We start from the raw sequence: 5,834 nt of genomic DNA, 5'->3' as shown, positions 1-5,834 counted from the left end.
ATCTTCTTCTGCTTTGAGGGAATTAATAGCATTCAACAACTCTTTTTCCCAGACCATTTAGAGGCAAATTTTTCCTGCTTTTGTTTCAAAGTATTAATTTCATTAGTAATGCGTTGTAAAGTGGGAGATACTTTTACAGGTGGGGTAGCTTCAGCATTTTTATCTTTATTATTGCCTTGCAACTCTCCTTCAATAGAAAGTTTTTCCATCTCCAACTGCATTATCCGTCTGTCAATAGCTTCTAACTCCACTGGTTTGGAAGTAATTTCCATTTTTAATTGAGCAGCAGCTTCATCTACCAAGTCGATCGCCTTATCTGGTAAAAAGCGGTCTGAAATGTAACGGTTAGACAAAGTAGCAGCAGCAACCAAAGCAGCATCAGTAATTTTTACTCCGTGGTGAGTTTCATAACGGTCTTTCAACCCCCGCAAAATAGAAATAGTATCCTCAACACTAGGTTGACCAACCTCTACTTTTTGAAACCGACGTTCGAGGGCAGCATCTTTCTCTATATGTTTACGATATTCATCAATAGTTGTTGCACCAATACAACGAAGTTCCCCACGAGCAAGCATTGGTTTGAGCAAATTCCCTGCATCTACACCAGAACCAGTACCGCCCCCCGAACCTGCACCAACAACTGTATGTAACTCATCAATAAACAGAACTATTTGACCGTCCGAGTGGGTAACTTCCCGCAAAACCGATCTGAGACGTTCTTCAAATTCTCCTCTAAACTTTGCCCCTGCAATAAGACTACCCATATCCAGACTAATAAGTTGCCGTTCTTTCAGAGACTCCGGAACATCGCCATTCACAATACGTTGAGCTAACCCTTCAGCGATCGCCGTCTTACCCACCCCGGGTTCCCCAATAAGTACAGGATNAGTGGGTAACTTCCCGCAAAACCGATCTGAGACGTTCTTCAAATTCTCCTCTAAACTTTGCCCCTGCAATAAGACTACCCATATCCAGACTAATAAGTTGCCGTTCTTTCAGAGACTCCGGAACATCGCCATTCACAATACGTTGAGCTAAACCTTCAGCGATCGCCGTCTTACCCACCCCGGGTTCCCCAATAAGTACAGGATTATTTTTTGTTCGACGAGACAGACAACTAACCACCCGCCGAATTTCTTCATCTCTACCAATAACCGGGTCAAGTTTACCTGCTTTAGCTAACTCCGTCAGGTCGCGCCCATATTTTTCCAAAGCATCATAAGTAGCTTCTGGGTTTTGGTCTTCAACCTTGTTACTACCTCGAGCTGCTTTAATAGCTGCCTCTAGTTCTTCAAATTCAACTTGTGGAGTAGTTTGGGGGCGTTCAAAACCAGGGCGAGTTGGTAGTTGAGGAGTTCCACCACCAATAAGTTTATTACCCAGACGTTTATCTTGGTGAAAGGCGAGTAGGAGATGTTCAACAGCAATAAATTTATCTTCCCATTTTTCTCTAGCTTCATCAGCGAGGTCTAGAAAAATTTCCAGACCTTGCCCTAAGTAGAGATGTTCTATACTACCTATTTTAGGTTGGCGTTTAGCAAAAGTGTCTATTTGTTGCAGAAGGCGTTCCGGTTCTATACCAGAACGATTTAAAATTTTATTAGCTGTGCCTTGTTGTTCTAGGAGAGCAATAATTAAGTGTTCTACTTCTAGTTGTTGGTTTTGGTAGCGTCTAGCAACATCTTGGGATTTTACTATAGCATCCCAGGCTTGTTCTGTAAATTTGCTTGGGTCAGTTGGCTGCATGGATAATGGATAATTGATAATGGATAATTGATAATGGATAATTGATAATGACCTCGTTGATTANATTAGCTGTGCCTTGTTGTTCTAGGAGAGCAATAATTAAGTGTTCTACTTCTAGTTGTTGGTTTTGGTAGCGTCTAGCAACATCTTGGGATTTTACTATAGCATCCCAGGCTTGTTCTGTAAATTTGCTTGGGTCAGTTGGCTGCATGGATAATGGATAATTGATAATGGATAATTGATAATGGATAATTGATAATGACCTCGTTGATTAATTATTAATTGTCCATTGGTAATTAAATAAAATTATAGTTATATAGTAGCTTTTAACCTTGCTTTAGCTTAGTTTAACCTTGTATTTCTTAGAAAAGGAAGAAGTGAAGATATATTGTGGGTTTAACTCTAGACTGTATTTATCTACTCAATAAGTCTATAATTTTGCCAAATTATGACAAAGGTTCATAGATATTAGCCTGATATTTTTCCAGCCAAAATATTTACCACAAATTAATCCTCCCTGAGTTTTTCAGATTAAAGAAAGATAGCCAAAAACATCATTTATTTAGCTTTGAGTTAATTACTAATTATTTATTATCAAAATAATTGGGTAATTTACCCTACCTTTACCCTACCTTTTTGAGGGAAATGTTTTTGGAGGGTTGCTCACGCATCCCCCTTTACAAAAACAACTTTCTGACTTCCTTAACTTCTTCTCTTCTCCCTCTTCTGTAATTTTTTAATTAGCACTAGCTGCAACTTCTTTTTCTGAGCTACTACTGTGAGTGCTTAACTCAATTAGCTCTACTTTATATCCATTTGGGTCTTCCACAAAAGCAATAACTGTGGAACCATGTTTCATTGGCCCTGGTTCCCTAGTAACTTTGCCTCCTTGTGCTTTTATTTGTTCGCAAGTGCCATAAATATCATCAACTCCCAAAGCAATATGGCCATAAGCGTTGCCCAAATCGTATTTATCGGTACCCCAGTTATAGGTCAGTTCTAATACTGTATGGTCTGACTCATCGCCATAACCAACAAAGGCCAGAGTAAATTCCCCACCAGGATAGTCTTTCTGGCGTAGTAGTTTCATGCCGAGGACATCGCAGTAGAATTTGAGGGATTCTTCTAAGTTGTTGACTCGCAGCATGGTGTGTAATAGTCGCATGGTCTACTCCTTATTCCTTGACTAAATCTATACTCTTTATTTTGAGGCAATTTGGTCAATATGGGGAGTAGATGTTGTGTTACTTATTCTGCTTTTTTTCCTCTATAGCCTAATTTTCTATTTTTGCCAGATTTACTGTGTCAGATTTAATATAGCAATCCTCCGCATATTCGTGTCAAAAATCTTACTGCTTTTTAGGCAACAGCGGTGCGACCCCGCGTCGGCGATAGACGCAAGCGGTCAGACCCCGCGTCGCCGCCAGGCGCAAGGGAATGCTGACCAAGAGAGGGAACGCGCACCAAGAGAGGCACTATTGCTACAGCTCATCTGGTGGGACTTTCAGTTTTTTTATTTACTTTTTGATTTGTTACGACTTATTTAGGATTGCTATATTTGTTTTGTGGCAGCGATCGCTTTGTTTAAATCTGTTATAAATATAAGNCGCGCACCAAGAGAGGCACTATTGCTACAGCTCATCTGGTGGGACTTTCAGTTTTTTTATTTACTTTTTGATTTGTTACGACTTATTTAGGATTGCTATATTTGTTTTGTGGCAGCGATCGCTTTGTTTAAATCTGTTATAAATATAAGTTAATTAATTTTACTATTTTACTCAATTGCTATTTAACTCAACTTGACAATTAGTCAAATAGCAATCAATATTTTTATCGTTTTATTTCAAAAATTTTAGTGACTGATTTTTTCTAATCTAGACTTTTCTTGAGCTAAAGCATTCTCAATTTTTTGGATTCCTTCTAATGAGATTAATGACTTACATTGTTTGACTAAATTTTCCCATTTTAATAAGGTTTGAATTGAATTAGACTCTTCAATTTTTTTGACATAAAATTCTGACCAAAATTTAGGTACATACTTTTNAGCTAAAGCATTCTCAATTTTTTGGATTCCTTCTAATGAGATTAATGACTTACATTGTTTGACTAAATTTTCCCATTTTAATAAGGTTTGAATTGAATTAGACTCTTCAATTTTTTTGACATAAAATTCTGACCAAAATTTAGGTACATACTTTTGCTTTCTAGTTTTTATTCGCTTGCGCCATTTAGCAAAATCAGCTTTTCTTGGTTCCTCTACTCCTAAAATTGGTGGCAGATCAGCATAACTGACAAATCTACTTTTACCTTTTCCTACAACATGAATTACATATCGCCAACAGCTTATTTTGTATATATTGTCTGATTTAATTCCTAAATGAAATGCTAGGGCCTCTCTAGTTACAAATCTATTCAATGGATGAGTACCAGTAGACTTATTTTCTATAGACTTTTTCATAAAATCTACCTTAAAGTTCAATATATTATTGTGGCCTAAGTTATTGATTTATTTGTTTATAGTTTTATTTTAAATAATACTTGGTTATTTTGTCAACATACAAAAGTAAGGTAATTTTTTTCTATAAAAAATCAATAATTAAGTCCCTATGAGGGGATAGAGTGTGGACAGTATCGAAACTAAGTGAAAGATTTTATTGTCCGAGATACACTGCTACGGACAAGTCCAAAGTCATCTCTGAGGTTTGTGTAGCATGACATGCTCTCAGAAAGTCCCGATCTAGGAGGCTAACTAATGACTGATATTGGTGCAGACTTCCTACAAGGTCTAACTGTCGATGTAAAATTTTGTCAAAAATCAGAATATTTTTTAGAAAAATGTAAAAATAGATACAGAAATCAAAATACTTTTTGTTAATGAAAATAACTTTACAATAGGGTCTGAGGATATGAAACTAAATAATGACTATCCAAATAATCGACAAGACCTTCCCACTATTAATACGATCTTTGGGGAAGAGGTGGAGAAATATAGAGGACAACATAGAGGTCAAGGATGGAATTATCCTTACCCTAGACATATCCCCATACATGGGCATCCTCCTAAAAAGATGTTTTGCACTGTCAACTATTCCTTAGGTAAGGAGAAGCAAACTGTTTCTTTTCTTCAAGCAAAAAACAATGTAGCTCAGGTTCACAAAATAAATTTATGTAATATTTTGGAACGCCGATGTTTAATAGCTAAGGCGAAAGGAGATGAAAAGTTATTGTCTTTGTTAAAAGATGAATGGCAGTATATATCTTGTGGATAGATTCAATAATTAGGGTTTGCTGAATAAATACTTTTTGTTGAGGTAGGGAGTAGGGAGTAGGGAGTAGGGAGTAGTTAAGAATGAGGAAAAATAGGAGTTATAGAGAAGGTAGTCAGAAAGTATAGCAAGAGTGATTTTTCTGCCTCGCGTCACCCCAATATCGTAAGTTTTTNAGGAAAAATAGGAGTTATAGAGAAGGTAGTCAGAAAGTATAGCAAGAGTGATTTTTCTGCCTCGCGTCACCCCAATATCGTAAGTTTTTGAGGCTCAAGGGCTGAAAACCAAGGTATTTCCGACTCAAAAAGGCTAATACCCTTATTTTTCAGTAAGAATATTGTGGAAGTTATCCCCAAATAATCTTAAATACTATCTCCAGCATGATAGGAACTACGAACTAAAGGACCAGAACGAACATGAGAAAAGCCCATTTGTTTAGCGATCGCCCCTAGCTGGTCAAACTCTTCTGGTGTCCAATATTTTTGCACGGGCAAATGTGCTAGGGAAGGTCGCATATACTGGCCTAAAGTTATGCGATCGCATCCTACTTTTCTCAAGTCTGCCATTGCTTCTACTACTTCGGTTTCTGTTTCTCCATGTCCCAACATTAACCCAGACTTAGTGGGAATATTCGGGTCTAACTCTTTAACAATTCGCAATACATCAAGCGATCGCTCATATTTTGCCCCACGACGGACAGGGCCTTGCAACCTAGAGACCGTTTCAATATTATGGTTATAACAAGCAGGTTCAGCATTTATAACTACCTCTATCCGTCTTCTTTGCCTTCAGCTAAAGAAACAGCCAACCTATCAACACCCA

The 5,834-nt window shown here is 37.5% G+C and carries 6 protein-coding genes and 2 pseudogenes; 2 read left to right on the top strand and 6 right to left on the bottom strand.

All coding sequences use genetic code 11. The annotated features are described in order from the left end of the window. The 5 genes and pseudogenes from AFK68_RS13955 to AFK68_RS13935 all read right to left on the bottom strand — a co-directional run. A pseudogene (locus tag AFK68_RS13955) lies at positions 1-886 on the bottom strand (AAA family ATPase); the annotation flags it as partial. 1 nt (position 887) lies between these two features. Then, a partial coding sequence (locus AFK68_RS13950) for a Clp protease N-terminal domain-containing protein (protein WP_143437862.1) occupies positions 888-1,746 on the bottom strand: 859 nt, incomplete at its 3' end. 64 nt (positions 1,747-1,810) lie between these two features. Next, on the bottom strand, positions 1,811-1,957 hold a 147-nt coding region (locus AFK68_RS13945), incomplete at its 3' end, for a Clp protease N-terminal domain-containing protein (RefSeq protein WP_246844183.1). Positions 1,958-2,482: 525 nt separating this feature from the next. Beyond that, positions 2,483-2,911, bottom strand: coding sequence for a lactoylglutathione lyase (gloA, locus tag AFK68_RS13940; RefSeq protein ID WP_094673325.1), 429 nt, complete (start codon positions 2,909-2,911; stop codon positions 2,483-2,485). An 879-nt stretch (positions 2,912-3,790) separates the two neighbouring features. After that, positions 3,791-4,204, bottom strand: a 414-nt coding sequence (locus AFK68_RS13935) for a hypothetical protein (RefSeq protein ID WP_094673328.1), incomplete at its 3' end; no start/stop codon positions are given. Between the two features lie 294 nt (positions 4,205-4,498). On the opposite strand from AFK68_RS13935, the gene AFK68_RS43450 reads away from it, so the two are divergent. Beyond that, positions 4,499-4,621: a hypothetical protein gene (locus AFK68_RS43450; RefSeq protein ID WP_256386552.1), complete on the top strand. Its 123-nt coding sequence runs from the start codon at positions 4,499-4,501 to the stop codon at positions 4,619-4,621. Positions 4,622-4,652: 31 nt separating this feature from the next. Then, positions 4,653-5,015, top strand: coding sequence for a hypothetical protein (locus AFK68_RS13930; RefSeq protein WP_094673324.1), 363 nt, complete (start codon positions 4,653-4,655; stop codon positions 5,013-5,015). Positions 5,016-5,374: 359 nt separating this feature from the next. Here AFK68_RS13930 and AFK68_RS13925 read toward each other — a convergent pair. Next, positions 5,375-5,797: pseudogene (locus AFK68_RS13925) on the bottom strand (lipoyl synthase); the annotation flags it as partial. Positions 5,798-5,834 lie beyond the last annotated feature (37 nt).

It is taken from the genome of Hydrocoleum sp. CS-953, assembly GCF_002260545.1.
In the GTDB taxonomy this organism is placed as follows: domain Bacteria; phylum Cyanobacteriota; class Cyanobacteriia; order Cyanobacteriales; family Microcoleaceae; genus Trichodesmium.
The sequence above is the reverse complement of the archived record's forward strand: the minus strand, read 5'-3'. Positions and strand labels throughout refer to the sequence as shown.

Bases quoted from the DNA above. Each gene is read 5' to 3' on its own strand.
- gloA (WP_094673325.1), bottom strand. From the start codon at position 2,911: ATGCGACTATTACACACCATGCTGCGAGTCAACAACTTAGAAGAATCC.
- AFK68_RS43450 (WP_256386552.1), top strand. From the start codon at position 4,499: ATGACTGATATTGGTGCAGACTTCCTACAAGGTCTAACTGTCGATGTA.
- AFK68_RS13930 (WP_094673324.1), top strand. From the start codon at position 4,653: ATGAAACTAAATAATGACTATCCAAATAATCGACAAGACCTTCCCACT.